The organism is Mesorhizobium sp. Arg314, assembly GCF_053714275.1.
This window is the reverse complement of sequence record NZ_JBSKBP010000206.1, coordinates 1-704: the sequence shown is the minus strand read 5'-3', so window position 1 is coordinate 704 and position 704 is coordinate 1. Positions and strand designations below refer to the sequence as shown.

At 63.6% G+C, this 704-nt stretch carries 1 protein-coding gene; it reads left to right on the top strand.

Features of this window, described 5'->3' with window-relative positions:
- Positions 1–45 precede the first annotated feature (45 nt).
- Positions 46–704: aminotransferase class III-fold pyridoxal phosphate-dependent enzyme (locus ACWGS9_RS36080; protein ID WP_454509468.1), on the top strand; the 659-nt coding region annotated here is incomplete at its 3' end.

Genomic DNA, 704 nt, shown 5'->3' with positions numbered 1-704 from the left:
AAGGTAAATCCCTACAAGCAGTCGTTCGGACCGTTCCCGGGCAACATCTATCGCGCGCCTTACCCGGATCTGTATCGTGGTGTCAGCGTCGAGCACTGCCTTGCGGCCTTGGACACGCTGTTCGAATCCGAGATCGAAGCGAGCGCGGTAGCGGCGATCGTCATCGAGCCGCTTCTGGGTGAAGGCGGCTTCATTCCCGCGCCCGTTGAGTTCATGGCGGGTATCCGGCGCCTTTGCGACCAGCACGGCATCGTTCTCGTCGCCGACGAGGTGCAGTCCGGCCTCGGCAGAACCGGCCGCCTGTTTGCCATCGAACATACCGGCATCGAGCCTGACCTGCTCCTGATGGCCAAGAGCCTGGCAGCTGGCATCCCGATTGCCGCGATCGTCGGCAAAGCGGAGATCATGGATTCGGTGGCCGCTGGCGGCCTGGGTGGCACCTATGCGGGCAACCCCTTGGCCTGTGCGGCTGCCTTGGCCGTGCTGGACGTGCTGGACGAGGAGAATCTGCTTGGCCGCGCCAATGAGATCGGCGAGCGGCTCACGGCTGGCTTGCAGCGAATTCAGCAGAAGAGAAATCGCACGGTGATTGGCGACATCCGTGGGCTGGGCTCGATGATCGGCGCCGAACTGGTCGAAGATGGAGAAACCCGCAAGCCCGCGCGCGCGCTCACCGCCAAAGTCATCAAGGAAGCAGCCAGCCG